At 67.6% G+C, this 25,373-nt stretch carries 20 protein-coding genes; 11 read left to right on the top strand and 9 right to left on the bottom strand.

From position 1 onward, the window contains the following. Positions 1-33 precede the first annotated feature (33 nt). The 5 genes from folK (at position 34) to BCO18175_RS25225 (ending at position 3,134) form a co-directional block, all read left to right on the top strand. The gene (gene folK / locus BCO18175_RS25245; protein WP_174913363.1) at positions 34-576 is read left to right on the top strand and encodes a 2-amino-4-hydroxy-6-hydroxymethyldihydropteridine diphosphokinase; all 543 of its coding nucleotides are present in this window, start codon (positions 34-36) and stop codon (positions 574-576) included. Beyond that, the gene (locus BCO18175_RS25240; protein WP_027788310.1) at positions 573-1,259 is read left to right on the top strand and encodes a deoxynucleoside kinase; all 687 of its coding nucleotides are present in this window, start codon (positions 573-575) and stop codon (positions 1,257-1,259) included. Before folK ends, BCO18175_RS25240 begins: the two co-directional genes overlap by 4 nt. A 45-nt stretch (positions 1,260-1,304) precedes the next feature. Next, positions 1,305-2,120, top strand: coding sequence for a 3-methyl-2-oxobutanoate hydroxymethyltransferase (gene panB / locus BCO18175_RS25235; protein ID WP_011351027.1), 816 nt, complete (start codon positions 1,305-1,307; stop codon positions 2,118-2,120). 187 nt (positions 2,121-2,307) lie between these two features. Then, the gene (locus BCO18175_RS25230) at positions 2,308-2,688 is read left to right on the top strand and encodes a BPSL0067 family protein (RefSeq protein ID WP_174985177.1); all 381 of its coding nucleotides are present in this window, start codon (positions 2,308-2,310) and stop codon (positions 2,686-2,688) included. Next, entirely contained in the window at positions 2,685-3,134 is a 450-nt protein-coding gene (locus BCO18175_RS25225) for an STY0301 family protein (protein ID WP_174985175.1), read from the top strand. Before BCO18175_RS25230 ends, BCO18175_RS25225 begins: the two co-directional genes overlap by 4 nt. A gap of 7 nt (positions 3,135-3,141) precedes the next feature. Here the strand turns inward: BCO18175_RS25225 and BCO18175_RS25220 are convergent, their stop codons facing one another. From BCO18175_RS25220 to grpE, 5 genes are all read right to left on the bottom strand, one after another. Beyond that, positions 3,142-5,088 carry a chorismate-binding protein gene (locus tag BCO18175_RS25220; protein WP_174985172.1) on the bottom strand — a complete coding sequence of 649 codons (1,947 nt, stop codon included), beginning with the start codon at positions 5,086-5,088 and terminating at the stop codon, positions 3,142-3,144. A gap of 13 nt (positions 5,089-5,101) precedes the next feature. Further along, the gene (gene dnaJ / locus BCO18175_RS25215; protein ID WP_011351025.1) at positions 5,102-6,238 is read right to left on the bottom strand and encodes a molecular chaperone DnaJ; all 1,137 of its coding nucleotides are present in this window, start codon (positions 6,236-6,238) and stop codon (positions 5,102-5,104) included. Between the two features lie 266 nt (positions 6,239-6,504). After that, positions 6,505-8,457, bottom strand: a complete 1,953-nt coding sequence (dnaK, locus tag BCO18175_RS25210) for a molecular chaperone DnaK (protein ID WP_174913369.1) — start codon at positions 8,455-8,457, stop codon at positions 6,505-6,507. Between the two features lie 148 nt (positions 8,458-8,605). Continuing rightward, entirely contained in the window at positions 8,606-9,031 is a 426-nt protein-coding gene (locus BCO18175_RS25205; RefSeq protein ID WP_174985170.1) for a thioredoxin family protein, read from the bottom strand. Positions 9,032-9,041: 10 nt separating this feature from the next. After that, a complete protein-coding gene (grpE, locus tag BCO18175_RS25200) occupies positions 9,042-9,587 on the bottom strand; it encodes a nucleotide exchange factor GrpE (protein WP_122944536.1) in 546 nt (181 codons plus the stop codon). Between the two features lie 355 nt (positions 9,588-9,942). On the opposite strand from grpE, the gene BCO18175_RS25195 reads away from it, so the two are divergent. Beyond that, positions 9,943-10,104: a hypothetical protein gene (locus BCO18175_RS25195; RefSeq protein WP_006476841.1), complete on the top strand. Its 162-nt coding sequence runs from the start codon at positions 9,943-9,945 to the stop codon at positions 10,102-10,104. On the opposite strand, the gene BCO18175_RS25190 is transcribed toward BCO18175_RS25195, so the two are convergent. From BCO18175_RS25190 to hrcA, 3 genes are all read right to left on the bottom strand, one after another. Then, entirely contained in the window at positions 10,076-10,483 is a 408-nt protein-coding gene (locus BCO18175_RS25190; protein WP_011351021.1) for an RNA-binding S4 domain-containing protein, read from the bottom strand. The genes BCO18175_RS25195 and BCO18175_RS25190 overlap by 29 nt on opposite strands. 84 nt (positions 10,484-10,567) lie before the next feature. Beyond that, positions 10,568-11,632 carry a ferrochelatase gene (gene hemH, locus BCO18175_RS25185; protein WP_174985167.1) on the bottom strand — a complete coding sequence of 355 codons (1,065 nt, stop codon included), beginning with the start codon at positions 11,630-11,632 and terminating at the stop codon, positions 10,568-10,570. 147 nt (positions 11,633-11,779) lie between these two features. Continuing rightward, positions 11,780-12,802, bottom strand: coding sequence for a heat-inducible transcriptional repressor HrcA (gene hrcA / locus BCO18175_RS25180; protein WP_096472512.1), 1,023 nt, complete (start codon positions 12,800-12,802; stop codon positions 11,780-11,782). Between the two features lie 130 nt (positions 12,803-12,932). Here hrcA and BCO18175_RS25175 point away from each other — a divergent pair, with 130 nt between their 5' ends. Then, on the top strand, positions 12,933-13,835 hold the full coding sequence (locus tag BCO18175_RS25175; RefSeq protein ID WP_122944533.1) for an NAD kinase: 903 nt from the start codon (positions 12,933-12,935) through the stop codon (positions 13,833-13,835). A gap of 19 nt (positions 13,836-13,854) precedes the next feature. After that, positions 13,855-15,504 (top strand): DNA repair protein RecN, encoded by a 1,650-nt coding sequence (gene recN / locus BCO18175_RS25170; protein ID WP_174985164.1) that lies wholly within the window; start codon positions 13,855-13,857, stop codon positions 15,502-15,504. Positions 15,505-15,615: 111 nt separating this feature from the next. On the opposite strand, the gene glnE is transcribed toward recN, so the two are convergent. Beyond that, positions 15,616-18,417 (bottom strand): bifunctional [glutamate--ammonia ligase]-adenylyl-L-tyrosine phosphorylase/[glutamate--ammonia-ligase] adenylyltransferase, encoded by a 2,802-nt coding sequence (gene glnE, locus BCO18175_RS25165; protein ID WP_174985161.1) that lies wholly within the window; start codon positions 18,415-18,417, stop codon positions 15,616-15,618. Between the two features lie 227 nt (positions 18,418-18,644). Between glnE and BCO18175_RS25160 the strand changes: the two genes are divergently transcribed. The 3 genes from BCO18175_RS25160 to tldD all read left to right on the top strand — a co-directional run bounded on the left by BCO18175_RS25160 (position 18,645) and on the right by tldD (position 25,288). Further along, positions 18,645-22,844, top strand: a complete 4,200-nt coding sequence (locus BCO18175_RS25160) for a YhdP family protein (protein ID WP_174985159.1) — start codon at positions 18,645-18,647, stop codon at positions 22,842-22,844. Positions 22,845-22,907: 63 nt separating this feature from the next. Beyond that, entirely contained in the window at positions 22,908-23,735 is an 828-nt protein-coding gene (locus BCO18175_RS25155) for a carbon-nitrogen hydrolase family protein (protein WP_174985156.1), read from the top strand. Positions 23,736-23,821: 86 nt separating this feature from the next. Then, positions 23,822-25,288, top strand: a complete 1,467-nt coding sequence (gene tldD, locus BCO18175_RS25150; RefSeq protein WP_174913396.1) for a metalloprotease TldD — start codon at positions 23,822-23,824, stop codon at positions 25,286-25,288. The last annotated feature ends 85 nt before the right edge of the window (positions 25,289-25,373 follow it).

Below are 25,373 nucleotides of genomic sequence, written 5' to 3'. Positions count from 1 at the left end.
CGCTTGCCGGCGAACGACGTAGGAAGTGATGCCATGACGGTTGCATATATCGGGCTGGGGGCGAATCTCGGCGATGCGCGCCAGACCCTGAAGGACGCGGTGGTGTGCCTCGCTCAGCAGCGCACCATCTCGATCCTCGGCAAATCGAGCCTGTATCGCACGGCGCCCTTCGAAGCGGGCGGCGACGACTACTACAACTGCGTCGTCAAGCTCGACACGACGCTGTCGGCCCGCGAGCTGCTCGCGCTTTGCCAGAAGATCGAACATCACTTCGGTCGCGAGCGCCCGTATCGCAACGCGCCGCGCACGCTCGATCTCGACATCCTGCTGTTCGGCGCCGATTCGATCGACGAGCCCGACCTGATCGTCCCGCATCCGCGCCTCACCGACCGTGCGTTCGCGCTCGTGCCGCTCGTCGAGATCGAGCCGGCACTCGACATCCCCGCGCGCGGCCGTGCCGATGCCTTCCTCGCCGCCGTCGCGGATCAGCGTGTCGAGAGGGTGCAGACCTGCCAGTGCCCGATGCAGAAGGCACTCGCTGCCAGCGAAGACGCCGACAAGAACCGCTGCCGATGACCCCGACTCCCCTCACCGTCACCGCGCCCGACCTGCGCGCCCCGCACCGCTATCTCGTGATCGAAGGCCCGATCGGCGTCGGCAAGACGACGCTCGCGCGCCTGCTCGCCGAGCGCTGGTCGATGCAGACGCTGCTCGAGCGCCCGCAGGACAACCCGTTCCTCGAACGCTTCTATCGCGACACCGCGCGCTATGCGCTGCCCGTGCAGCTGTCGTTCGCGCTGCAGCGCGCGCAGCAGGCACGCGAGCTGATCGGTGCGCTCGAAACGGGCCGCCCGGTCATCGCCGATTTCATGCCGCAGAAGAACGACATCTTCGCGCGGCTGAACCTGCCGGAAGACGAGTGGCAGCTCTACCGCTCGGTCGCGACGCATGTGGACGTACCGCAGGCGCCGTCGCCCGACCTCGTCGTCTACCTGCAGGCGAGCCCCGAAGTGCTGTTCTCGCGCATCCAGAAGCGCGGGCTGCCGATGGAACTGCAGATCAGCGATGCGTACCTGCGCTCGCTCGTCGACGCGTACAACGAATTCTTCTACCACTACGACCGCACGCCGGTGCTGACGGTCGCCGCGGAACACCTGAACCCGCAGGACTCCCCCGAAGATCTCGCCCTGCTGGTCGAGCGCATCGAGACGATGCGCGGCCGCAAGGAATTCTTCGTCAAGGGCGAGACGACGCGCTGACGCGTCCTCGCCTGTCGTTCCTCACCCATTCGAACCGGATTTCCCATGACCTATCTCCAGGAATCGAGCCGGCCTGCCGTCACGGTGCCCAAGCTGCAGGCAATGCGCGACGCCGGCGAGAAGATCGCGATGCTCACCTGCTACGACGCGAGCTTTTCCGCTCTGCTCGACCGTTCGGGCGTTGACGTGCTGCTGATCGGCGATTCGCTCGGCAACGTGCTGCAGGGCCACACGACCACGCTGCCCGTGTCGCTCGACGACATCGCGTATCACACCGCCTGTGTCGCCCGCGCGCAGCCGCGCGCGCTGATCATGGCCGATCTGCCGTTCGGCACGTACGGCACGCCGGCCGAGGCATTCGCAAGCAGCGTCAAGCTGATGCGCGCCGGCGCGCAGATGGTCAAGCTGGAAGGCGGCGAATGGCTCGCCGAGACGATCCGCTTCCTCGTCGAGCGCGCGGTGCCCGTGTGTGCGCACGTGGGCCTCACGCCGCAGTCGGTACACGCGTTCGGCGGCTTCAAGGTGCAGGGCAAGACCGAAGCCGGCGCCGCGCAACTGCTGCGCGACGCGCGCGCGGTCGAGGCAGCCGGTGCGCAGGTCGTCCTGCTCGAAGCCGTGCCGACGCTGATCGGGTCCGAGGTCACGCACATGTTGCGCGTGCCGACGATCGGCATCGGCGCGGGCGCCGACTGCTCGGGCCAGGTGCTCGTGCTGCACGACATGCTCGGCGTGTTCCCCGGCAAGCGGCCGCGCTTCGTGAAGGATTTCATGCAGGGTGAGCCGAACATCCAGGCGGCCGTCGAAGCGTACGTGCGCGCGGTAAAGGACGGCTCGTTCCCCGGCCCCGAGCATTCATTCTGATCGGGCCGGCAGCGCCTTGGCGCGCAGCCGGCGACCGCGCAGCACACTCGTCGACACAGCCAGCAATACGGTATGCCACTTCTCGTACCGCATTGCCGGACAACGCGTACTTTCTAACTCATCCTATTTCTGCTCATCTTCATCGCTGCGACCATCAAACCTTCGTCAATCGAAGGAGTGGTAAAGGATGGCTCATGTGTATGAGAAGGCGGCCGAACTCGTCGGGCAAAAGCTGGCGGGCGACGGCGAATGCGTCGCGCTGGTCAAAATTTATACTTCCGTCGGCCCCACCGCCATCTGGCGCCCGGAAAAAAAAGCAAGCGGCGACTGGAGTATTCGCGCCGGAACCGTCATTGCAACTTTCGAGAACGATCGCTACCCAAGCCGATCGCATGGAAATCATGCGGCGTTCTATCTGATCCAGGATGTGCGCGGTATCCACGTCGTTGAACAATGGCGCTCACTCAGGGCAATTCAGAGAAGATGCATTCCGTTCAAAGGCAAAGACAAAAATGGCCGTTACATCGACCCGAGCAATAACGCCGATGCATTTTCTGTCGTGAAATGACGATGCTCATCTGCCGAAAACCATATCAATTGCTCGCCGTCGCTGCGCTCGCATACATTTCGCTCTTCGCATCACCCGCGTCCGCTGCGACAACGGATTGTCCCGCGCGGCTCGCCGTTACGCAGCAACTCGACGGTCAACCGCCCGATGGCTGGAAACGCTTCGACACTCAAAGCACTTATCCGCTTGCCAGCGTCACCTTCTGGTCAGGGCCGCCGGATCGGATGGCGTCGTTGTTGCCGAATCGCTCGCGCTCCGAGTCCAAAAGCGACATTTATATCTGGTCGCTCGCCGAAAACCGTGAAGACTACTGGGTTTCGTGCGACTACGGCAATACGAGCGTCGTCATCGCACGACCACTGGGCAAACAGGCACAGACTTGCGTTGCGCGCTACAGGCGTGGGCACGCCATCGTACAAAGCTGGCAATGTACGCAGCAGAAGTAATCTGCGTTCAGGCCGGTGCTCGGCCGTGAATCAGCCGCGCCGCCATCGGCCCGCGCAGCGCATTGCAAATCATCAACTCATCCGCGTTCAGCACATCGTCGAGCGTCAGCACACGCTCTTTTGCGCCTAGCACCTGATCGTCGAGCAGCACGCCGCGCATCACGCCCGGCAGCACGCCGGACTCGAGCGGCGGCGTCACCCACTGACCGTCGAGCTTCACGAACAGGTTCGAGCGCCCGCCTTCCGTCACCTCTCCGCGTTCGTTGACGAACAGCATGTCGAAGCCGCCGAGCGCCTCCGCCGCCTGCCATGCGCGATCGTATTCGGCGCGGCGCGTCGTCTTGTGCAGCAGCAGCGTATCGCTCGCACGGGTCGGTGCGAAACCGTGCGCGGACGCCAGCAGCACGCCGACCGGCCCCACCGCCAGCGGCTTGAGCGGTGCCGAGATGATCTCGACCGTGCCGTCCTTCGCGAGCGCGAGCTTCATCCGGTACGCGCCGTCGTCGTCGAGCGCCGCGCAGCGCGTGCCGATTTCGCGACGCAACGCGTCGGTGTCGAAGCGGAAGCCGAACGCATCCGCGCTACGCTGCAGCCGCGCGAGATGGCGATCGAGATACCGGATGCCTTCCGCACGCGTGGCGGCGGTCGTTTCGAACAGCTGGAAGCCGGGATCGGCGTCCGTCAGGAATCGCGCTTTCAATTCGCACTCCGCATATTCGTCGGCCGCGACACTGTCGAGCACGATGCCCGCGCCGACGCCCATCGTGCCGCGGCGCCGGCCGGCGATTGCCGTTGCCGGATTACGTGCTTCGGCATCGGCCGCACCGTCGCTGTCATCGCCTTCGCAGGCTGCGTCGAGCGTCAGCGTACGGATCGCGACCGACAGGCAGAAATCGCCGCAGCCGGCCGGGCGATCACCCGGTGCCTCGGATTCGGCACCTTGCTTCGCAGCGTCAAGCCAGCCGATCGCGCCCGTATAGAGCCCGCGCGGCGTCGACTCGATCGCATCGATCAGCTGCATCGTCTTGTGCTTCGGCGCGCCCGTGATCGATCCGCACGGAAACAGCGCACGCAGCATCTGCGCGAACGTCGTCCCGTCGCGCCAGCCGGCCTCGACCGTCGACGTCATCTGCCACACCGACGCATACGGCTCGACGGAGAACAGCGCCGGCACGCGGACCGTCCCGGTGCGTGCGATCCGCGACACGTCGTTGCGCAGCAGGTCGACGATCATCACGTTTTCCGCGCGGTTCTTCGGATCGTTCGCGAGGAACGCGGCCGCCGCCGCATCGTCGCGAGGGTCGGCTGAACGTGGCGCGGTGCCCTTCATCGGTCGCGCGCGCAGCACGTCGCCGTGCTTCTCGACGAACAGCTCGGGCGAGCACGACACGACCCACGTCCTGTCGGGCAACGCGATCAGCGCGCCGTAGCGCACAGGCTGGCGCGCACGCAGGCGTCGATACAACGCGAGCGGCATGCCGAATACGTCGAAGTTCAGCCGGTACGTGTAGTTGACCTGGTACGAATCGCCCGCGCGCAGCGCGTCGTGCACCGCGGCGATCGCCGCGTCGAACGCATCGCGCGACACGCTCTTTTCGACATGCGCGACGCCCGCGATCGACGGCGTGCCGCCGCCATCCTGCTGCGCGAGCCACGCGTCGACTTCGTCGCGCGACAGGCGCTCGCAGCGCGCATACAGCAAAAAGCGCAGCGGGGCATGGCCCGGCTGCGCTCGTTGCAGGTTGCGTCCGAATTCGTATTCGCCGACGACGACCGCATGCAGCCCGTCGCGCAGATCCTGCGCCACGGCCGCGTCGACTTCGTCGAGCCGAGCCGGATCCGTGCACACACGTTCGCGCACGAACCCCGAATACAAACGACTCGACCGCGCGAGCGCGGTCGAGTCGCAATCGTCCAAGAGCGCGAACGACGCGCTCTCGTTGCCTTCAGTCATGCTGTTACTCGAGTTACTCGAAGAAGCTCTTCACACGGTCGAACCAGCTCTTGCTCTGCGGGCTGTGACGCGCGCCGCCCTCGGCCAGCGATTTCTCGAACTGCTTGAGCAGGTCGCGCTGGTTGTCGGTCAGCTTCACCGGCGTCTCGACCTGCACGTGGACGTACAGATCGCCCGCGATGCTCGAACGCAGTCCCTTGATGCCCTTGCCGCGCAGGCGGAACGTCTTGCCCGACTGCGTACCTTCCGGCACCGGGAACGACGCACGGCCGGCCAGCGTCGGCACCTCGATCTCGCCGCCGAGCGCGGCGGTCGTGAACGGGATCGGCATCTGGCAGTGGAGATCGTCGCCGTCGCGCTCGAACACCGAGTGCGGCTTGATGTGGATCTCGACGTACAGGTCGCCCGGCGGCCCGCCGTTGATGCCCGGCTCGCCGTTGCCGGCCGAGCGGATCCGCATCCCGTCGTCGATCCCGGCCGGAATCTTCACTTCGAGCGTCTTGGTTTCCTTCACCTTGCCCGACCCGTGGCAATGCACGCACGGCTCGGGGATGTAGGTGCCCGTGCCGTGGCACTTCGGGCAGGTCTGCTGGATGCTGAAGAAGCCCTGCGACATGCGCACCGTGCCCTGGCCATGGCAGGTCGGGCAGGTTTCCGGCTTCGTGCCGGGCTTCGCGCCCGACCCGTGGCAAACCTCGCACGACACCCAGCTCGGCACGCGGATCTGCGTGTCGTAGCCGTGTGCGGCCTGCTCGAGCGTGATTTCCATGCTGTAGCGCAGGTCGGCACCGCGATACACCTGCGGGCCGCCACGGCCGCCGCGCGCGGCGCCGCCCGCGGCCTGGCCGAAGATGTCGCCGAAGATGTCGCCGAACGCGTCCGCGAAACCGCCGAAGCCCTGTGCGCCCGCACCGCCCATGTTCGGATCGACGCCCGCGTGGCCGTACTGGTCGTACGCTGCCCGCTTCTGGCCGTCCGACAGCATTTCATAGGCTTCCTTCACCTCCTTGAAATGCTCTTCCGCATCCTTGTTGTCCGGATTGCGGTCAGGGTGATACTTCATCGCAAGCTTGCGATACGCCTTCTTGATTTCGTCGTCGCCCGCATTCTTCGCGACGCCCAGAACCTCGTAGTAATCCCGTTTCGCCATATCGATTCACTGTGCCGCCACGCATCGCGCACGCGGCGGCTCCTTTCGCCTGCAGTAAAGTCTCTCGACTCGTCTGGCGCTGCGCCCGTCCGCGGACGGCTCGTGCAGCACCCGCCAAAAAACAAATGTGCCCGGAGGGCCGCGAAGCCCGCCAGGCGTGGAGTCGATCCGGCCATCCGGAAGGAAAGACAGACCGCTTGTCAGCCAACCCGTCAGCCGCGCCGCGCGCGTGTTGCGCGCGGCTTGCGGCACCGGGGCAACCCGGCTTAGTCCTTCTTCACTTCCTTGAATTCGGCGTCGACGACGTCGTCGGCAGCCTGCTGCGCACCGCCCGCGTGGGCCGCACCTTCCGCCGCACCCGCTGCGCCGGCCGCACCCGCTTGCTGGGCCTGCATGTCGGCGTACATCTTTTCGCCGAGCTTCTGCGAAACCTTGCCGAGCTCCTCGACCTTCGCGTCGATCGCTGCCTTGTCCGCCGACGTGTCCTTCAGCACTTCCTCGAGCGACTTCAGCGACGCTTCGATTGCTTCCTTCTCGCCCGCGTCCAGCTTGTCGCCGTACTCGGTCAGCGCCTTCTTCGTGCTGTGGACCAGCGCGTCGCCCTGGTTGCGCGAATCAGCCAGCTCACGCAGCTTGTGATCTTCCGCTGCGTTCGCTTCCGCGTCCTTGATCATCTGGTCGATTTCAGCTTCGGACAGACCCGAGTTCGCCTTGATCGTGATCTTGTTTTCCTTGCCGGTCGCCTTGTCCTTCGCGCCGACGTGCAGGATGCCGTTCGCGTCGATGTCGAAGGTCACTTCGATCTGCGGCACGCCACGCGGTGCGGGCGGGATGCCTTCGAGGTTGAACTCGCCGAGCAGCTTGTTGCCGGCTGCCATTTCGCGTTCGCCCTGGAACACCTTGATCGTCACGGCGCCCTGGTTGTCGTCCGCCGTCGAGTACACCTGAGCGTGCTTCGTCGGGATCGTCGTGTTCTTGCTGATCATCTTCGTCATCACGCCGCCGAGCGTCTCGATGCCGAGCGACAGCGGGGTCACGTCGAGCAGCAGCACGTCCTTGCGGTCGCCCGACAGGACCTGGCCCTGGATCGCCGCGCCGACTGCGACGGCTTCGTCCGGGTTCACGTCACGGCGCGGATCCTTGCCGAAGAACTCCTTCACCTTCTCCAGCACCTTCGGCATGCGCGTCTGGCCGCCGACCAGGATCACGTCGTCGATGTCCGACACCTTGACGCCTGCGTCCTTGATCGCGATGCGGCACGGTTCGATCGTGCGCTCGACGAGGTCTTCCACCAGCGCTTCCAGCTTCGCGCGGGTGATCTTCAGGTTCAAGTGCTTCGGGCCCGACGCATCTGCCGTGATGTACGGCAGGTTGATTTCGGTCTGCTGGCTCGACGACAGCTCGATCTTCGCCTTTTCAGCGGCTTCCTTCAGGCGCTGCAGCGCGAGCACGTCCTTCGACAGGTCGACGCCCTGCTCCTTCTTGAACTCGCCGATGATGTAATCGATGATGCGCTGGTCGAAGTCCTCGCCGCCGAGGAACGTGTCGCCGTTGGTCGACAGCACTTCGAACTGCATTTCGCCGTCGACGTCCGCAATTTCGATGATCGACACGTCGAACGTACCGCCGCCGAGGTCATACACGGCGATCTTGCGGTCGCCCTTCTCGACCTTGTCGAGGCCGAACGCGAGCGCAGCTGCGGTCGGCTCGTTGATGATCCGCTTGACTTCGAGGCCCGCGATACGGCCCGCGTCCTTGGTTGCCTGGCGCTGGCTGTCGTTGAAGTACGCCGGCACCGTGATCACGGCTTCCGTGACCGGCTCGCCGAGGTAGTCTTCGGCCGTCTTCTTCATCTTGCGCAGCACTTCCGCCGAAACCTGCGGCGGCGCGAGCTTTTCGCCATGTGCTTCGACCCATGCGTCGCCGTTGTCGGCCTTGACGATGGTGTACGGCATCAGGCCGATGTCCTTCTGGACTTCCTTCTCTTCGAAGCGGCGGCCGATCAGGCGCTTCACCGCGAACAGCGTGTTCTTCGGGTTGGTCACCGACTGACGCTTGGCCGGCGCGCCGACGAGCACTTCGTTGTCGTCCATGTAGGCGATGATCGACGGCGTGGTGCGCGTGCCTTCCGAGTTCTCGATGACCTTGACCTGGTTGCCTTCCATGATGGCGACGCACGAGTTCGTGGTGCCGAGGTCAATACCGATGATCTTTCCCATTTTTTCCTAATCTCCAGAAATGCTTGTTTGCTGCGCAAAACCCCGCGTTTTGGGGCGGTTTCGCGCGCCAGAATTCAACTCTGTTCCCGAAATGCGTCCGTCCGGTCCGTTTTCAAGACCCGACGAGCGATGCGGATATTAAATTTTTTCAATCGCCGCCGGCTAGCGGATCGCCGCCCGACGGATCGCCGCCCGCCGCGGCGATTTTCGCGCGTGCCGCCGACACCGCTGCCTGGAACTGCGCGAGGCCATGCCAGCCCGTCGCGCGGCCAAGCCGCTTGCCGCGGTGGAAGAAGAACCACGTCGGCACGCCGTGCAGCCCGAAGCGGCGCCCCAGCTGGTGGTGTTCGTACACGTTGCAATGGAACCACTTCAGGTCCAGCGCGCGGATCGCGTCGGTCTGGGCGAGCATCGCCTTCTTCGCGATCTCGCAGTTGAAGCAGTCGACGCCCCAGAAGAACACCACCGCGAGTGCGTCGCCCGCGCCGTCGATCGCCGCGTCGAACGTGCCGGCGTCCAGCGCCTGCATGTCGAACGCGTCAAACGCGGCCGGATCGACGCCGGCAGGCACCATTGCGACGGCCTTACTTCGGCTGCGCGACGGTGACGAGCGCCGGACGCAGCACGCGGTCGGCGATCGTATAGCCCTTTTGCAGCACTGCAACGACGGTGTTCGGCTCCTGATCGGCCGGTACCATCGAAATCGCCTGGTGCTGATGCGGATCGAATTTCTCGCCGACCGGGTTCAGCGCGACGACGCGGCCCTTCTCGAGCGCGCTCGTCAGCTGGCGCAGCGTCAGTTCGACGCCTTCGCGCACCTTCGTGATGTCGCCGGACGTATCGCTGACGGCCGCTTCCAGGCTGTCCAGCACGGGCAGCAGGTGCTCCGCGAAGCTCTCGATCGCGAACTTGTGCGCCTTCGAGACGTCGTCCTGCGCGCGACGGCGGACGTTCTCGGTCTCGGCCTTCGCCCGCAGGAAGCTCTCCTGCAGCTCGGCGACCTTGGCTTGAGCCTCCGCGAGCGCCGCGTCGGCTGCTTCGGCGGCGGGAGCGGCGCCTTGCGCCGCCTGCTTCTCGCTGCCGATATCTTCGGCCGATTGGGTAGCCGGGTTCTCTTGCGTGTTTTCCATGTCGCTGAAAGTCGATTAGAGGTTGAAGCCAAATCGGCAACCGCCGGACCGTATACCCGGCGGCACCGCACATTGCTGGTGCAAATAAGGGTGAAAACTACGATTTCAAGAGGGTTATTCGCCGGCATTCTCCAATGCCGCGAAACAACCGCGCGTCACGCCGGGGCATCGCCCGCATAGTCCGCCAGTTCGGGCGAAACGGGCTGTAACAACGCTTACCTGGCAAGTACTAGCTTGGCACAGGCCCGCTGCACTACACTCCACTCAAGCGTCGGAAAAGCGTGTTTACCCCTAGCTGACCGTCGCCTGACATCCACCTGGCGCCACTTTCACCCGTCTTCTCGAGGGGAGTACCGTGAAACTGACCTTTGCGATATCGGTGGTCGCGCTGGTACTCATTGCCGGCACCACCACCATCTGCCTGTCGGGAGCCGTCACCGACCGCACGACCGAATACGGGAGCGCGCGGGCGACGTTCGACCAGATGTTCAGCTCCCACCAGAAAATCTGTCGATGATGCGCCGGTCGCGCTTCGTCGGCCGGCCGTGCAATTCAGCCGCCGGCTCGCGATACGTGCGGCGTCGCTCCAGTTCGGCGAGCCGCGCGGCCCGCCCCGCTTCCGTTTCCGCGTAAAGCGTCTGCGCGACGCTCGCCGGCCCGCGCACGTCGCACACGCCGAGCACGGCAATGTGCCAGACGATGCCGTCGATCGCAATCTCGACCTCGTCGCCCACGCGCACTTCCTTCGCCGGCTTGACCGCCGCGCCGCCGATCTTCACGTGCCCCTTGTCGACCGCATCGGTCGCGAGCGAGCGCGTCTTGAAAAACCGGGCCGCCCACAGCCATTTGTCGATGCGCAGTTTCGCGCCCGGTTCGGTCGAAATCTTGTAGTTCATCGCAGCCTCCGCCGGGCCGCCCCAAGGAGGCTGACCGCCCCCTCGGGGAGCAGTGAACGAAGTGAGCGTGGGGGTCGTTTCATCTCAGCTCACCGTTTCGGGCTGCGCGGCCCTGACCGGCCAGCCCTGCAGATTCTCGGCGACGATCTCGCCGAGCGCGCCGATCCACGCGGGCGCGCCGTTCAGGCAAGGAATGCGGTGGAACGCCTTGCCACCGCCGGCGAGGAACTCGTCGCGCACTTCCATGCCGATCTCCTCGATCGTCTCCAGGCAGTCGGCCGTGAAACCGGGACAGAACACATCGGCCCGCCGCACGCCGGCCTCGCCGAACTCGCGCAGCGTCGGCGCGGTGTAAGGCTGCAGCCATTCGGCCTTGCCGAAGCGCGACTGGAACGTGACGCGGCACTCGGTCGTCGACAGCCCAAGCGCGGCCATCAGCAGCGCGCCCGTTTGCTGGCACTGGTCGTGATAGGGGTCGCCAAGGTCGAGCGTGCGCTTCGGCACGCCGTGAAAGCTCAGCACGAGCTTGTCGCCGGACGCGAAGTCGGGCCGGCCGTGCTGCGCCCAGTACTGGCGCACCTGCTCGGCCAGCGCGTGGATATAGGCCGGATGGTCGGCGTAATGCCGCACCGTGCGTACTTCCGGCTGGTTGCGCATGCGCGCGAGCGCGTCGAAGGCGGCGTCGAAGGCGGTGGCCGTGGTCGACGCCGAGTATTGCGGATACATCGGCATCAGCAGCACGCGCTCGACGCGCTCGCGCTTGAACTGCGCGAGCGCGTGCGAAATGTTCGGGCTGCCGTAGCGCATCGCGTAGTCGACCATCACGTGATAGCCGTTTGACGTGAGCAGATGCCGCACGCTGTCGGTCTGGCGCTCCGTGTACACGCGCAGCGGCGAGCCCTCGGGCATCCAGACCGCAGCGTATTTCTTCGCGGACGCGCGGCCGCGCAGCGGCAGGATCAGCGTGCGCAGCAGCACCTGCCAGACAGCCTGCGGAATCTCGACGACCCGCGGATCCGACAGGAATTCGGCCAGGTAGCGCCGCACCGCGCGCGGCGTAGGGGCGTCGGGCGTGCCGAGATTGATCAGCAGCACGCCGATGCGATGGGCAGCCGCGATGCTCGAAGGCGGCTCAAGATCGAAACGCATGGGCAATTACGTGCTCGGGGCACGGGACCGGACGGCTCTCAATTATAGCGGGCCGCTTCGCGCCGGTCGGCTGGCCGTTCGGCCGACTGCCGGCATGCGCGGTGCCGCGGCACGATGACGGGGCGGGATCGGGCTGGCGATCGCAGGCTACTGCTGGCTCAGCGTGAGCGACAGCAGGCGCGCGGTAATGTCGACGATCGGTATCACGCGGTTGTACGCCATGCGGGTCGGGCCGATCACGCCGAGCGTGCCGACGATCTGCCCGTTCACCTCGTAAGGCGCGGTGACGACGCTCATTTCCTCGATCGGCACGAGCGTCGATTCACCGCCGATGAAGATCTGCACGCCCTGGGCGTGGCTCGACACGTCGAGCAGTTGCAGGAGGCCCGTCTTTTGGTCGAATACGTCGAACAGCTTGCGCAGCCGAGCCATGTCGGAGGAAAGATCCGCCACCTCGAGCAGGTTGCGCTCGCCGGAAATCAGCACGGTGTCCTCGGTGTCGGGCACCTCGGTGCTGGCCGTCACCGCCAGATGCATCAGCGCGGTCATGTCGCCGCGCAACTGGTCGATCTCGTCGCGCAGGCGGCGGCGCACCTCGTCGAACGACAGTCCGGCGAAATGCGCGTTGATGTAGTTGGACGCCTCGGTCAGCTGCGACGGCGAGTAATCGCGCGGCGTCGCAAGCATCCGGTTCTGCACGTCGCCCTCGGGCGTGACGATGATCAGCAGGATGCGCTTGTCCGACAGGCGCATGAACTCGATCTGCTTGAACACGTGGCTGCGGCGCGGCGTGAGCACGACACCCGCGAACTGCGACAGGTTCGACAGCACGCTTGCGGCGGCCGCCACGACCCGCTGCTGCGGCTCGCCGGCCTGCAGCGTGTTCTGTACCTGCCGCGCGACGGCTTCGGCGTCGATCGGTGCCTCGACCGTCAGCATCGTGTCGACGAACAGCCGGTAGCCGCGCGGCGTCGGCACGCGGCCGGCCGACGTGTGCGGGCTCGACACGAGGCCGAGCTCCTCCAGGTCGGACATCACGTTGCGGATCGTCGCCGGGCTCAGCTCGAGCCCGGAGTAACGGGACAACGTGCGCGATCCGACTGGCTGACCGTCGGCGATATACCGTTCGATCAGGGTTTTCAGGAGGGTTCGTGCGCGAGGATCTAGCATGGTGGAAAATTTTAGCGCAACCGCGCGACCGCGGCGAGTGGCTCGGCCACCGATGCGCGGCCCGGCCCAATCCGGCCCCGTCTGCGCACAGCCGGTTCTTTTCGTCAACGAGCTATGGTGTAATGCCGGCATGAAAACCGGTAATCAGTTCAACACTGTCGCGCTCGTCGGCCGGAGCAACACGCCCAACATCGCCGAGCCGCTCGCCACGCTGGCCGCCTGCATCGCCAAGCGCGGCTTCGAGGTCGTCTTCGAAGCCGAGACCGCGCGCGAGATCGGTATCACCGGCTACCCGGCGCTGACCCCCGCCGAAATCGGGGCGCGCGCCGACGTGGCGGTCGTGCTGGGCGGCGACGGCACGATGCTCGGCATCGGCCGTCAGCTCGCGCCGTACAAGACCCCGCTGATCGGGATCAACCACGGGCGGCTCGGCTTCATCACCGATATCGCGGCGGCCGACATGCAGGCGCTCGTCCCGGTGATCCTGTCGGGCAAGTTCGAGCGCGAGGAGCGCGCGCTGCTCGAGGCCCGGATCATGCGCGACGGCGAACCGATCTACCACGCGATCGCCTTCAACGACGTCGTCGTGAACCGCAGCGGCTTCTCCGGGATGGTCGAGTTGCGCGCATCGGTCGACGGCCGGTACATGTACAACCAGCGTTCGGACGGCCTGATCGTCGCCACGCCGACCGGCTCGACCGCTTACGCGCTGTCGTCGGCCGGCCCGATCCTCCACCCGCAGCTGGCGGGCATCGTGCTCGTGCCGATCGCGCCGCACGCGCTGTCGAACCGGCCGATCGTGCTGCCCGACGATTCGAAAATCGCGATCCAGATCGTCGGCGGGCGCGACGTCAACGTGAACTTCGACATGCAGTCGTTCACCGCGCTCGAACTGAACGACACGATCGAGGTGCGCCGCTCGAAACACACGGTACCGTTCCTGCACCCGATCGGCTACAGCTACTACGCAACGCTGCGCAAAAAGCTGCACTGGAACGAACACGCCTCGAACGAAGACGACAAGGCGTCCTGACGCCGCTCCGCCCGACACCATGCTCCGCCACCTCTCGATCCGCGACTTCGTCATCGTCGCCGCGCTCGATCTCGAATTCGACAGCGGCTTTTCCGTCTTTTCCGGCGAGACCGGCGCCGGGAAATCGATCCTGATCGACGCCCTCGCCCTCGCGCTCGGCGAACGTTCCGACGCGAGCGTCGTGCGCACCGGCTGCGGCCGCGCCGACATCACCGCCGAATTCACGCCGCACGACCGCGTCGCGCGCTGGCTCGACGAACACGCGTTCGACACCGAGGACACCGTGATGCTGCGCCGCGTGATCGATGTGGGCGGCCGGTCGCGCGCATTCATCAACGGCACCAGCGCGACGCTCGCGCAACTGCGTGAGCTCGGCGAAATGCTCGTCGATATCCACGGCCAGCATGCGCACCAACTGCTGATGCGGCCCGACGCGCAGCGCGAGCTGTTCGACACGCACGCGGGGCTCGTCGCCGATGCGGCGAACGTCGCGCGCGCATGGCGCGTGTGGCGCGACGCCACGCAGGCGATCGAGGTGGCAAAAGCGCACGAGCGCGAGTTGCAGCTCGAACGCGAAAAGCTCGCGTGGCAGCTCGCCGAGCTCGACAAGCTCGCGCCGCAACCCGGTGAATGGGACGAAGTCAGCAACGAGCACAAGCGCCTGTCGCATTCCGCGAACCTGATCGAAGGCGTGCGCGGTGCGCTCAACGCGCTGTCCGAGTCCGACGACGCGATGCTCGCGCAACTCGGCGCGATCGTGTCGAAGCTGCGCAGCCTCGCCGACTACGACACCACGCTCGGCGATGCGCTCGCGTCGCTGGAGCCGGCCGAGATCCAGTTGCAGGAAGCCGTCTATTCGCTGTCGCACTACGCGCAGCGCGTCGATCTCGACCCCGAACGGCTCGCGCAGGTCGAAACACGCCTCGATGCGCTGCACTCGACAGCCCGCAAGTTCCGCTTGCCGCCCGACACGCTGCACGAAGAACACGCGGCACGCCGCGCTCAGCTCGCCGCACTGGATGCAGCGGCCGATCTTGGCGCACTCGAAGCGGTGCAGGCCAAGGCGCGGGAAGCCTATCTCGCCGACGCAAAACACCTGTCCAAGGCACGCACGCAGGCCGCCAGGACGCTCGGCACGGCCGTCACGACCGGCATGCAGGAACTGTCGATGGCGGGCGGGAGCTTCGAAGTCGCGCTCGTGCCGCTCGCCGATGGCGGCCCGCACGGGCTCGAGCAGGTCGAATTCCGGGTCGCCGGGCACCCTGGCGTGCCGCTGCGGCCGCTCGCGAAGGTGGCGTCGGGCGGCGAGCTCGCGCGGATCAGCCTCGCGCTCGCGGTGATCGCCAGCGCGGCGAGCCCGACGCCGACGCTGATCTTCGACGAAGTCGATACGGGGATCGGCGGCGGCGTCGCCGAAGTGGTCGGCCGCCTGCTGCACCAGCTCGGGCGCGATCGCCAGGTGCTGTGCGTGACGCACCTGCCGCAGGTCGCCGCGCGCGGCGACCATCACTTCCAGGTCGCAAAAGGCGCCGACGACCGAGGCGGTACGGTGTCGACGGTCATCGCGCTCGACCGCGCCAACCGGATCGAGGAAGTCGCGCGGATGCTAGGCGGGCTCGAGATCACGGCCACGACGCGCAAGCACGCGAAGGAAATGCTGGCGGCCTGACGCACGCACCCCGTTGGCCGAATGCAAAAAGACCGGCGCATGCGCCGGTCTTTTTTTGCCGGGCGGCAGCTCGATCGCCCCCACCCCGCCCCACAGATTCGAACGCCCGACTCAAACATCCGTTTCAACCGCCCCGAACACGCGCGTCCACAGCGCCGTCACGGCCTCACGCTCGTCGGCCACCACGGCCGGATCGACCCGCGCCTTCTCCATCCCGTCGAGCCGCAGCTTGTGCTGCAGCTTCCGGTACTTGCGATATGCCGCGCCGACGCGCTCGGCCTCGTCCTCGCCCATCAGCCCGAAGCGCGCGACCTCGCGCAGCAGCGCGATGTTGCCCGTGTTGCGGATCAGCTCGGCGTCGCTCGATGTGTGCAGCAGCACCCAGTACTGGACGATGAACTCGATGTCGACCATCCCGCCGCGATCGTGCTTCAGATCGAACAGCTCGGTCTGGTTCGGGTGGCCGGCGAACACCTTGCCGCGCATGTCGACGATTTCCTTCGCGAGCACGCCGCCGTCGCGCGGCGTCGTCAGCACCTGCTGGCGGATCGCCTCGAAGTCCGTGCCGATCTGCGCGTCGCCCGCGCTGTAGCGGGCACGCGTCAGCGCCTGGTGCTCCCAGACCCACGCGGTATTCGCGGCATCGCCCTCGCGCAGCTGGTAGCGGCGGAACGCGTCGAGATCGGTGACGAGCAGCCCGGCCTCGCCGTTCGGCCGCAGCCGCAGGTCGATGTCGAACAGCGCGCCCGCCCCGGTCGCCGTGGTGAGCCACGTGATCAGGCGCCGCGTGAAGGTCGTGTAGACGTCCGCCGAGCGCTCGTCGGCGTCGTCGTACAGGAAGATCAGGTCGAGATCCGATGCATAGCCGAGCTCCTTGCCGCCCAGCTTGCCGTACGCGATCACCGCGAACTTCGGCACGTCGCGATGACGCTTCGCGAGCTGCGACCAGACGACTTCGATCGTCACGTCGAGCACCGCGTCGGCCAGCTCGGACAGCCGGTCGCTGACATGCTCGACCGACAGTTGCCCGGCAAGATCGATCAGCAGGATCCGGAACACCTCCGCGTGCTGCGCGTGCCGCAGCAGGTCCATCTGTTGCTCGGGGCCGTCGGCTGCGGCGAGGCGCGCACGCAGTGCGTCCTTGAACGCGGGCCAGTCGAACGGGCTCGCGATCGCCTCGTCGTCGAGCAGTTCGTCGAGCAGTTGCGGGTGGCGGATCAGGTAGCCGCCGCCCCAGCGCGTCGCCCCGAGCACCGACAGCACGCGGTCGAGCGCGGCCGGATATTCGGTCAGCAGCGCGAGATAGACACCGCGCCGGCTGACCGTCTCGAGCAGGTCGAACAAGCGCACGATCGTGTCGTCGCGGCGCGCGGCGTCGATGTTCGGCGCAGCCTCGAGCGCCCGCTGCGCGACGCTGTCGAAACGCTGCCGGCTCTTTTCCGGCAGGCCCGTGTAGCGGGACGACTGCCAGATCGCGCGCAGCCGCGCGAGCACGGTGGCCGGATCGGCGAAGCCGAGGCCGTCGAGGCGCGCGACCAGTGCGTCGTCCTCGCCGTCGTCGGCCAGCGCGCCGCTCCAGATCCACGCGGCCGCCGTGTCGTCGCCGGCCGCGCAGGGGCTGCCTTTCACCTTGTCCGCGAAGATCTGGTGAAACTGCGCCTCGACGCAGGTCCGGTGGCCGTCCAGCACCGTCATCAGCGCCGCATAGTCGGCAAAGCCGAGCGACGCGGCCAGCGCCGCGCGCTCGTCCGGTTCGACCGGCATCGCGTGGGTCTGCGCGTCGTTGCGGTACTGCAACCGGTGCTCGAGCGTACGCAGGAAGTTGTAAGCGTCGGTCAGCTGCGTGCGCACGTCCTCGCCGATCAGCCCGCGGGCCTGCGCATGGCGCAGCACCGCGAGCGTCGGCCGCACGCGAAACTCGGCATCCTGACCGCCGCGGATCAGCTGGAAGACCTGCGCGCTGAACTCGATCTCGCGGATCCCGCCGCGCCCGAGCTTGATGTCGTCGGCCTTGTCGGGCCGCATCGACGCGCGGCGCGCGGCTTCCTGCCGGATCTGCTGGTGCAGCGAGCGGATCGCACCGATCACGCCGTAATCGAGATAACGGCGGTACACGAACGGCTTGACGATCGATTCGAGCTGCGACTCCAGCCGCTGCGCCGCTTCGCTGTCGCCCTCCGACACGAGCCGCCCCTTGATCCATGCATAGCGCTCCCACTCGCGCCCCTGCACGTAGAAATATTCCTCGAGCATCCCGAGGCTGCAGACGAGCGGCCCCGAATCGCCGTTCGGGCGCAGCCGCATGTCGACGCGAAACACGTAGCCGTCGGCCGTGACCTCGGACAGCACGCCGATCAGCCGCCGGCCGAGCCGCGTGAAGTATTCCTGCGTGGACAGCGGCGAACGCGCGCCGCCGGTCGTCTCGCCGTCGTCCTCGTAGACGAAGATCAGGTCGATGTCCGACGACACGTTCAGCTCGCGGCCGCCAAGCTTGCCCATCCCGACCACGCCGAGCACGACGCGCTGGCCGTCGGCGCCGCGCGGCTCGCCGTACAACGCCTCGAGCTCGGCGGACAGCAGCGCGAGCGAGCGCTGCACGGCCACTTCCGCGAGGTCGGTCATCGCGCCCGTCACCTCGGCGACGTCCGCCAGCCCGCGCAGGTCGCGTTCCGCGACCGCGCCGAATGCCTCGGCGCGCAGTTGCCGCAGCGCACGCTTCAGTTGGTCCTCGGTCGGCGCGGCCGTGCCGGCCGGCGTTGCGAGCAGGTCGGTGAGGCGCGCGTCGAGCTGCGCGCGACCGAGCGGCGCGGTAGCCCATGCGGCGACCTGGTCGGCGAGCGCAGGCCGCGCGGCCGCCGCGCGGGCCAGGTAACGGGAATAGGACGTGCAGATCAGGGCGGAAGCGTCGGTCATCGAGAAGCGGGCCTGGCGGAAAGGCCGGCCGGCACGGGAAACGCATGCGCGCCCCGCTCCCGACCGGCCCCATGGACTCGGCGCGGCATCGCGGGGCGGGTGCGCCCGTCGCGAAACCGCGCGCCGGAAAGCCCGTGCCGCGCTGCCGCAACGGCCGCCGGCACGAACCCGTGTGATACATTTCAACGTCAGTCTGCAAAACTACCATATCGCCGCCCGTCCGCCGCATGTCCGACCGTCAGGAATCCGCCGTAGCTGCGCCCGAAGCGGGACCTCCGAAGCACGATCATCCGGTCCTGCGTCGCGTGTTCAGGGTGACGCTGGCAGTCGGGATCGGCACCTACTTCGTCGCGTCCGGCGCGTTCCTCGGGCTGCGCTACGTACTGCTGCCCCGCATCGACGAATTCCGCCCGCGCATCGAGCGCGCGGTGTCCGACAAGCTCCACGCGCAGCTTTCGATCGGCAAGCTTTCCCCGAACTGGTCCGGCATGCAGCCGGGCGTCGAACTCACGAACCTGACGATCCGCGGCCGCGACGGCAAGGTCGCGCTGTCGGTACCGCACGCGACGGCCGCGCTGTCGTGGATGTCGCTGTTGCGGCTGTCGCCCGCACTGTCGAGCCTGATCGTCGACCAGCCCGATCTGGTGGTCGCGCGAGCGGCCGACGGCTCGCTGAGCGTCGCGGGCGTCGGCGTGGCAACTACCCACGGCGGCAACGACACGTTCGGCACGTGGCTGCTGAAGCAGCAGGCAATCGTGCTGCGCGGCGGCACGCTGCGCTGGCGCGACGCGCAGCATGATGCGCCGGAGCTCGTGCTGTCGGGCATCCGGCTCGCGGTGCTCAACGACGGCCGCGTGCACAAGGCCGCGCTGCAGGCGCCCGCGAACGGCACGCTGCTGCTCGGCCCGCTCGATTTCCGCGCGCGCTTCACGCACAAGCCGCTCGCGCCGGTCGGCAAGCCGTCGAACTGGACGGGCGACGCGTACCTGTCGACGGGCCCGGTCGACCTGCAGACGCTGGCGCGCTACCTCGACATGCCGCTCACGATCCACGCGGGCCGGATCGACAACGCGATCTGGGCGACCTTCAGCGACGGCCACCTGCATTCGGCGGGCGGCGACCTGCAGGGTGCCGACGTCGCGCTGCGCGTGCGCCCGACGCAGCCGCGGCTCGACGTGCCGACGGTCGGCTTCGGCTGGGACATGCAGCTCGACGCCGGCCACGACTACACGCTGCACCTGACGCGCTTCAACGCGGAGCTCGGCCAGCCGCCGCTGCCGGACGGCACGCCGCTCGCCCGTTCGCTCGCGCTGTCGACGCTGACGGCCCGCTACCGCGTGCCGACCGTGAGCCAGGGGCAGCTGTTGAGCGTCGTCGGCGACCGCGTCGATCTGGGCATCCTCAGCGAGTTCATTCGCGGGCTGCCGCTGCCGGCACGCCTGCGCAACGAGCTGATCAAGATCGACCCGCGCGGGATGGTGTCGAACTATCACATCGAGGTCGAGCGCGCGAAACCCGCGCACGCGGATCTCGCCGACGAGGAGCGGCGCACGGGCGCTGCGCCGATCGTCCGCTACCGTTTCCTCGGCGATCTCCAGGGCATCAGCTTCGCCGCGCAAGAGCCGCCGCCGGGCCTATCGCCGCGTGGCCACCCGCGCGCCGGCTGGCCGGGTGTCGAGAACCTGTGGGGCCGCGTCGATGCGAACGAGACGGGCGGCTCCGCGCATTTCGATACGGTCAACGCGGCCGTCACGGTGCCCGGCGAATTCGACGAACCGCGCCTGACGTTCGACCGGCTGCGCGGCAATGCCAAATGGACGATCATGCCCGCGCCCGGCGAGAAACACGCGCGCGTCGACGTATCGCTGCCCGACCTGCTCGTGTCGAACCCCGATGCCGAAATCGCGGTGTCCGGCTCGTACACGAACCCCGGCCACGGCCGCGGCACGCTCGACCTGCGCGCCGATTTCGCCCGCGCGTCGGTGGCGCGCATACCGCGCTACCTGCCGACCGGGATGTCCGAACACCTGCGCGACTATCTCGGCCACGCGCTGCAGGACGGCAAGGTGACCAAGGGCGCGTCGATCGTCGCCCGCGGCCCGCTCGAGAAATTCCCGTTCGAACACGAGCCGGACGCCGGCGTGTTCCACATCGTCGCGCCGTTCACCGGAGGCCGGTTCGAACCGACGCCGTACCCGCCGCGCAAGCTCGCGAACGGCACGCCGAGCGTCTGGCCGGCGCTCGACGGGATCGACGGCGTGTTCGAACTCGCGCAGAACAAGCTGCGCTTCGACATCCACCGCGCGCACTACAAGCGCGTCGCGCTGACGAAGGTCGCGGGCCGCATCGACGATCTCGGCAACCCGACCCACTCGCCGCTCATCATCGACGGCCACGCGCAGGGCCCCCTCGCCGACCTGATCGACTACGCGGACAACAGCTCGCTCGGCACGATGAGCGGGCATATCGGCCAGCGGATCGATGCGCAGGGACCCGCGTCGCTCGCGCTCAAGATCACGATTCCGCAGCACGTCGCGCATCCGCACACGCACGTCGAAGGCGCGCTCGCGTTCGGCGGCAATACGCTGACGACCAGCGGCGTGCCGCCGCTGTCGGCGCTGCGCGGCAGTGTCCGGTTCACCGAGGCCGGCGCGTCGCTGCACGACCTGTCGGGGCGCTTCCTCGGCGGCCCGGTGCGCGCGAACGGCAACTTCCAGTCACACGGCCCGTACACGGTGGACGTCGACGGCCGGCTCGCGCTCGACGCCGCACGCGGCCTGAACCTGCACGGCCCGGCCGCCGCGCTGCTCGAGCACGTGATCGGCGACGCACCGTACAAGGTCGCCGTGCGCGGCGCGCCGGGCCGCCTGCCCGACATCAGCGCGCATTCCGACCTGACCGGCGTCGCGCTGAATTTCCCCGCGCCGTTCGCGAAGGCGGCCGGCACGCCGATGCCGTTCAGCTTCACGCTGCAGCCGGCGCCGCAGGCCGACGGCAAGCGCCTCGAGCACGCCGACCTGACGCTCGGCCCAGTGTCCGCGACCTACCTGCTCGACGCGACGCGCGGTCAGCCGCTGCGCGCGGTGCGTGGCGCGATGGGCATCCACCGGATGCCCGACATGCCGCAGGACGGCGTGAGCGCGGCCGTCGACGTCAACGAACTGGACGCCGATGCGTGGCTCGCGCTGGCTCATACGCTGAAGCCCGACACGCCGCGCACGCAGGAGCCGCAGGCCGCGCCGCGCGTCGATTTCGCGAGCTTCGCGCCGAAGCGCTTCGCGTTCCATTTCGGCACGCTGAAGCTGCTCAAGCGCAACTGGGAAAACGTGATCGTCGGCGCGTCGCACGTCGACGATCTCTGGCAGGCGAACATCGCGTCGAACCAGGTATCGGGCTACCTGTCGTGGGCGCCGGGCGGCGGCCACAACGGCGCGGGCGTGCTGAACGCGCGGCTCGCGAAGCTCGTGATCCCGGACAGCGCACAGCACGATCTCGTCGGCCGCGCGATGAACCTGCCGACGCCGACCGACCGCCCGATGCCGTCGATCGACCTGATCGTCGACCAGGTCGTCGCGCGCAACCACGACATCGGCCGCCTCGTCGTCAACGCGCGCAACATCGACGAAGCCGGCACGCCGGTCTGGCAGCTCGACAAGCTGGAGCTGTCGAACCCGGCCGCGAAGCTGACGGCGACCGGCAACTGGCGCACGTCGCGCCGTGCGCTCGCCCGCGGCACCGACGAAAGCGATGCGCCGCGCCGCACCGTGTTCGACTTCAAGCTCGACATCGACAACGCGGGCGCACTGCTCGACCGCGTCGGCCTGCCGCGCACGCTTGCGGATGGCCATGGCTCGATCACCGGCAAGGTCGGCTGGCGCGGCGGTCCGACCGCGCTCGACCTCCCGTCGCTCGGCGGCCAGATCTCGCTCGACCTCGAGCACGGCCAGATCCTGAAGGTCGATCCGGGCGCGGCGAAACTGCTCGGCGTGCTGAGCCTGCAGAGCCTCGCGCGCTTCCTGACGCTGAACTTCCGCGACGTGATCGGCAAGGGGCTGCCGTTCGACAAGATCACCGGCACCGGCCAGATTTCGAACGGGATCGCCCGCACCGACGACTTTTCGATGATGACGGGGCCCGCGAACGTCACCGTGCGCGGCGCGGTCGATCTCGGCACCGAGACGCAGGACCTGCATGCGCACGTCGCGCCGAAAATCAGCGCGGGCGCAGCCGCGATCGGGGCGGCCGTCATCAACCCGCTGCTCGGCATCGGCGTGCTGGCCGCGAACTACGCGCTGTCGGAGACGCTGTCGCGCGCGTTCGCGCTCGACTACGCGATCACCGGCTCGTGGGCCCACCCGCACATTGAGCGGGTGCGGGGCGATCAGGGTAAGATGAATCACGGTCCGGCCGATGCGACGAACCATTGAGCCGCGCGTCGGACCGCGCACGGTGCCGGGCCGCACCCCATTTATGACGCAACCGATCCTGCGATGACCGACCACACCCGTTCCGCCACGCCCTTCCAGGTCGCCGCGCTGCAGATGGTGAGCACGCCGGACGTCGCGCGCAATCTCGCCGAGGCGCGCCGCCTGATCGCGGAAGCCGCCGGCGAAGGTGCGCAGCTCGTGCTGCTGCCCGAGTATTTCTGTTTCATGGGCCACCGCGACACCGACAAGCTCGCGCTCGCCGAACCCTACCAGGACGGCCCGATCCAGCACTTCCTCGCGGACGCCGCGCGTCGCCACGGCATCTGGGTGATCGGCGGCACGCTGCCGCTGAAGGCGCCGGAGCCCGATCGCGTGCTCAACACGACGCTCGTGTTCGATCCGTCCGGCAACGAAGCCGCGCGCTACGACAAGATCCACCTGTTCAACTTCGAGAAAGGCGACGAATCGTTCGACGAGGCGCGCACGATCCGCGCGGGCGATACGGTCGTCGCGTTCGACGCGCCGTTCGGGCGGGTCGGCCTGTCGGTCTGTTACGATCTCCGCTTTCCGGAGCTGTATCGCAGGATGGGCGACTGCGCGCTGATCGTCGTACCGTCGGCGTTTACGTATACGACGGGCCGCGCGCACTGGGAAACGCTGCTGCGCGCGCGGGCCGTCGAGAACCAGTGCTACGTGCTCGCGGCCGCGCAAGGCGGCAAGCACGAGAACGGCCGGCGCACCTGGGGCCACAGCATGCTGATCGACCCGTGGGGCGAGATCGTCGCGGTCTGCGACGTGGGCGCAAGCGTCGTGCTCGGCGCGATCGATCCGCAGCGCATCGCCGACGTGCGCCAGAGCCTGCCCGCGTGGCGGCACCGCGTGCTGACCTGAATCCGGCCGCGCCGCTTGAAACGCCGCGCGGCCAACCCATCTGCCCAGAAGCACCCGACAACTTTTTGAGAAACCCCGATATCCGCATGAACATCATCGAACCCGGCATCCGCAACCTCGCGCTGGCGAAGGACATCCTGCTCACGCCGTACGGCCTCGACGAAAGCCTGCTCACGCGAACGATCGCCGACATCTTCACGCATCGCGTCGACTACGCGGACCTGTACTTCCAGGCGACCCGCAGCGAAGCGTGGAGCCTCGAGGAAGGCATCGTCAAATCGGGCAGCTTCAGCATTGACCAGGGTGTCGGCGTGCGCGCGGTCGCGGGCGACCGCACCGCGTTCGCGTATTCCGACGACCTGTCGCCGGAAGCCATCGCGCAAGCCGCCGCTGCCACCAAGGCAATCGCGGCAGCCGGCGGCGGCCGCCAGAAGATCAAGGCGGCGACGTCGCTGAAGGGCATCTCGGGCCGCGACCTGTACCTGCCGTCCGATCCGCTCGCGTCGCTCGACGCGACGGCCAAGGTCAAGCTGCTCGAGCGCATCGAGCAGATGGCGCGCGGCCGCGACCCGCGCATCACGCAGGTGATGGCGGGCCTCGCCGGCGAATACGACGTCGTGCTGGTCGCCCGCAGCGACGGCGCGCTCGCGGCCGACATCCGCCCGCTCGTGCGCGTGTCGGTCACGGTGATCGCCGAGCAGAACGGCCGCCGCGAGATCGGCTCCGGCGGCGGCGGCGGCCGCTTCGACTACGGCTACTTCACCGACGACGTGCTGTCGCGCTACGTCGACGACGCCGTGCATGCGGCACTCGTGAACCTCGACGCACGCCCCGCGCCGGCCGGCGCGATGACGGTCGTGCTCGGGCCGGGCTGGCCGGGCGTGCTGCTGCACGAAGCGATCGGCCACGGCCTCGAGGGCGACTTCAACCGCAAGGGTTCATCGGCATTCGCGGGCCGGATCGGCGAGCGGGTTGCCGCGAAGGGCGTGACCGTCGTCGACGACGGCACGCTGCCGAACCGCCGCGGCTCGCTGAACATCGACGACGAAGGCAACCCGACGCAGTGCACGACGCTGATCGAGGACGGCATCCTGAAGGGCTACATCCAGGACACGCTGAACGCACGCCTGATGAAGATGCCGGTCACGGGCAACGCACGCCGCGAGTCGTACGCAGCGCTGCCGATGCCGCGCATGACGAACACGTACATGCTGAACGGCGACAAGGATCCGCAGGAAATCATCGCGTCGGTGAAGAACGGCCTGTACGCGGTGAACTTCGGCGGCGGCCAGGTCGACATCACGAACGGCAAGTTCGTGTTCTCGGCGTCCGAGGCGTACATGATCGAGAACGGCAAGATCACCTACCCGGTGAAGGGCGCGACGCTGATCGGCAGCGGCCCCGAATCGCTGAAGGATGTGAGCATGATCGGCAACGACATGTCGCTCGACTCGGGTGTCGGCGTGTGCGGCAAGGAAGGCCAGAGCGTGCCGGTCGGCGTCGGCCAGCCGACCCTGCGGATCGACAGGATGACGGTCGGCGGTACGGCATAACCGCATCACGGCGCAGACATTCCGCGCATTTTGAAGAAAACGCGCGGAATGTCCGCATTTTCGACGTTTCCCGGTTGCCAGCCGC

The sequence above is a fragment of the Burkholderia lata genome (genome assembly GCF_902499335.1).
Classification (GTDB): Bacteria; Pseudomonadota; Gammaproteobacteria; order Burkholderiales; family Burkholderiaceae; genus Burkholderia; species Burkholderia lata_B.
The sequence above is the reverse complement of the archived record's forward strand: the minus strand, read 5'-3'. Positions and strand labels throughout refer to the sequence as shown.